Source organism: Holospora undulata HU1 (assembly GCF_000388175.3).
GTDB classification, from domain to species: domain Bacteria; phylum Pseudomonadota; class Alphaproteobacteria; order Holosporales; family Holosporaceae; genus Holospora; species Holospora undulata_A.
Genome location: NZ_ARPM03000057.1, coordinates 1 through 3,583 on the forward strand (window position 1 = coordinate 1; position 3,583 = coordinate 3,583).

The 3,583-nt window shown below is 32.3% G+C and carries 4 protein-coding genes and 1 pseudogene; 2 read left to right on the top strand and 3 right to left on the bottom strand.

Features of this window, described 5'->3' with window-relative positions; translation table 11 throughout:
* Positions 1 to 12 precede the first annotated feature (12 nt).
* A pseudogene (locus K737_RS00800) lies at positions 13 to 219 on the top strand (integrase core domain-containing protein); the annotation flags it as partial.
* A gap of 331 nt (positions 220 to 550) precedes the next feature.
* Here the strand turns inward: K737_RS00800 and K737_RS12180 are convergent.
* A complete protein-coding gene (locus K737_RS12180; protein ID WP_006295069.1) occupies positions 551 to 832 on the bottom strand; it encodes a hypothetical protein in 282 nt (93 codons plus the stop codon).
* A 590-nt stretch (positions 833 to 1,422) separates the two neighbouring features.
* On the bottom strand, positions 1,423 to 2,472 hold the full coding sequence (locus tag K737_RS00815; protein WP_152531015.1) for a hypothetical protein: 1,050 nt from the start codon (positions 2,470 to 2,472) through the stop codon (positions 1,423 to 1,425).
* Between the two features lie 214 nt (positions 2,473 to 2,686).
* Between K737_RS00815 and K737_RS00820 the strand changes: the two genes are divergently transcribed.
* Positions 2,687 to 2,893 carry a transposase gene (locus K737_RS00820; protein ID WP_006295061.1) on the top strand — a complete coding sequence of 69 codons (207 nt, stop codon included), beginning with the start codon at positions 2,687 to 2,689 and terminating at the stop codon, positions 2,891 to 2,893.
* Positions 2,894 to 3,149: 256 nt separating this feature from the next.
* Here K737_RS00820 and K737_RS09210 read toward each other — a convergent pair whose 3' ends face one another.
* Complete coding sequence (locus K737_RS09210; protein WP_152531016.1) at positions 3,150 to 3,347, bottom strand: hypothetical protein; 198 nt, start codon at positions 3,345 to 3,347, stop codon at positions 3,150 to 3,152.
* Between the last annotated feature and the right edge of the window lie 236 nt (positions 3,348 to 3,583).

The window sequence follows — 3,583 nt, forward strand, 5'->3', positions numbered from 1 at the left end:
AAGTATCCATAGACTAATGGGCAAGTAGAGCGAATGAATAGAACTCTAAAAAAAGCAACAGTTAATAGCTTTCATTATGCTTCTCATGATGAGCTAAAACAGCATGTGCATGCTTATCTGATGGCTTACAACTTTGCTAAACGACTCAAAGCTATCAAAGGAAAAACTCCTTGGCAATTTATTTTAAATCAGTGGATAATTCATCTTGAATATTTTATACTTAATCCTAAACATTTCTTACTGAGACTAAACATCCTTACTTTCATATACGTTATGGCTTTCCAAATGCGCGATAAGTTTTGCTGTTTGTGAAAGATTCAGCTTGCTCACAGAGTTTCCGCTTGACACTATTAACTCTAAACTTTTAAACAATTTTATTCAGCATGAATGTACCATACCTTTTTACCTAAGCTAAACCACCGAAAAATTTTGAATTTTTAGAAGCTAGAGTGTTTTCTCAGATCATCAATGAACACTTAAAAATGCGTAATGGCGTAATTTTTTCCAATGCCTGAGTATGGTCAAGGCTGTAATACATTTTTGTGTGAATTCATCTAGTATCTGACGCTGGTGTAAGAATATAGTCTTGAAAATAAAACGTAATAAAACCTACTACCAAAATTGATATGGACACACTAAGAAAAGATTTTGAAGAATACCCGGATACCCACAAGTATGAACGTACTAAACGCTTAGGCGTGAGTGAAATGCGTGCAAGGCTTTTCTCAAGCGCACAGAAGTTACCTCTATAAAAATCCCTTACACATCCCCAAGCGGATCCAGAAAAACGCTCTGCCAAAAGCTTGATCAATACAAGGCCCATTACTTTCATAGATAAGTAGACCTTCTGCGAAAGGATACATTTCATTATAAAGAAATAAAGGTTTTTAGGAAGGTTAGGTTTTAAGTTTGGATAAATTGGATATCATTATCGTATAGAGATCTTGTAAAGCGGCCTTGATGTTTTAATCAGCTGACAGGTTTAGAAGTTGGGGATAGGGAGTAGAAGCTTGGGCCTGTATACCAGAGGCAGTAAACAAGGGATAGGCCGGTTTTGGGATATCTGTTTAATTTTCACAACGTTAATGTTTTTCGCACACTCCAACATAGGAAGGGGGTAAAGCGATTTTGGCAGACGTTACGGAAATTACCAAACAAGGGCCTGAAAAGAACCAGAAAGAGAACCACTCAGGAAAGAAGAAGCGCCTTATGCTTAAAGCCCATTCTAAAAAGTTTATGAAGGACAGGTTCATAATTTTAAAATTCGAAAGAGCAAAATGTCTTTTAAAGGAACCAAAAAAAATCCTTTATCCCACGTTCAGAAAAATCATAATAAGGTTTTATTCTAATTGCGCATAAATTTGAAAAATAAATCTCCGAATTTAGTTTTTTAAGATCATTCCTTACCGATATAAAAAACCTTTAGAGAAAACTTCTAGATTTTTGTTTATTTTTTGGGTTTATTTTTGGGGTTTGGGCACTGAGAGAACTTTTAGAGCTTTTTATATTTTCTTCAGGTTTATTTTTTTTTGAATTTTGTGAACTTGTGGATTGCTGAGTTTTTTCAATTATTGAAGCTTTTTGGTTTTGCGATTGTGTTTGCAAAATTTGCTGTTGAGAAGCGTGTTGTATTTTCTGAGTTTCTTGAATTTTCGAAACTTGCTGCGTTGGTGAAGTGCTTTCATTTTCTTGGATTAATGTATTAACATATTCATTTAATTCTTTTTCTTCTATTTCTTCTATTTCTTCGTTTTGTATGGAGGTTATTTTTTTTTCTAATAATCCATCATCAAGAGTTTTTGGCGATATGCGCCACGTAATAGCAGGTAAACATTCGGCGTATCCCTCAAACCCTCTTATGATTGCTTTGACTGCGGGAATTTTTCCATTTTCAATGAGTAATAGCATATCTTTTTCTTCTTTATTCCATGGTTTTTCTTCTTCGTTACTTAAAATTGTATTAACGGTATTATCCAAATTTTCTATCTGCTTATCAAATTTTTCTAAATCTTTCCTTTCTAAATCTTTCCTTTTTAAATCTTTCGTTTTTAAAACTTTCGATTTTATTATACTTTTTATCATGTTTATTTCATAAGCTTTTGCTATTCTCATATGTTTAAAAAAAATAGAAACTCCCCCCATCAGTAATTTTTTTACTTTTTCGTTTAATTTAAGTTTATCTGATTCAGATTTAAGTTTGTCTGATTCAAATATCTTTTCGATTAATTCTTTTTTTGTTTCTTTTAAATAATTTTTAAAATATTCAAAAATTATTTTATAGAATGCTTCTTTTTCTTTATACGTAATTAGTGTTATAGAAGGATCTTTTGGGTACGGTGGGAAAAGTGATTTTATAGGAAAATTTTTATTTTCTTTTTTGTATAAATTTTTTAAATACTGATATTGATCTACAATAGAAGAGAGATTGTTTTCTGATACTTGATCTGATATAGCAAGTACTGCCGTATTCATGGAAAGCACAAAAAATATAACAATAAATTTTCTTAACATTTTTATATATAAGTTGTTTTTACATTAACTATTTTATCAAAATTATGTAAAATTTTTAATAAAATATTTGCTGTTAAAAATAAGGAAATTTTCAAACAAAGATAGCATGATTTATTCTAAGAACCTGTATTCATGAATAAAAAAGTGTAATATAAAAGGCTTGGAGGTGTAGAAGATGAATTATCCAAGCGATTTAAGAGAGAGGGATGTGATAAAGCATCATTTTGATAGCGGCAATTACGGCAATAAAAGCAAATACAACAAAAAAGAAGGTGTTAATGAAGTATTTTATATAATCAAGAGCGGTTGTCAATGGCGCATGCGACCAAAAGATTTTCCACCATATTTTACGGTACATTGTTTTATAGACGATGTAGGATAAGGGGGTATGGGCAAAAGTGATGCATGAACTTTGTTAAGACAAGTCGAATTAAGTATGAAAGGAGTAAGAATCCCAGCTATAGCATCATTCACAAAGCGTTAACCCCACAGGTGTCTCAGAAAAATAGGTATAGATGGGGGAAAAAAGAACTATAGCAATCAGAGCGTATATCTCAAGAATGGGCTATACTTCCAAAGTTTTGGATTGTCGAAAGAACATTTGCATGGCTAAATCATTTTCGAAGGGTATCTAAAGATTATGAAATTGCCATAGCGACTGATGAAAACATGAGTATGATAGCCCATTCCATGATCCTATTAAGAAGGTTAGCTAAATCATAAATACAGGTTATAAAAGTTTTATTAACGTGAAGTGCCGCAAAAATAAGCAGTGTTCCCTCTAGCATTTCAAGTGATCGCGTGTTTGCAAGGGGGGGTAAAATCTTGCAAACCAATGGCAATGCCGAGAATTATTTTGTATCTATGGAAAAGGTTTTATCTTTTTCCTGAAAGAGGCGGGGGCTTGGAATAATTTTATTAAAATCTGCCCAATGATCTGCGCAATAAAATAAAATTTTCTATTTTTTTAATCGTTCAAAAAGTCGTTTGAATGTTTGACTCAAGCGATCACCAAATTCCCAATCGATAAGCCGTTTTCCAGCACGATCACAGACTTTAAAAATCCAAGCTT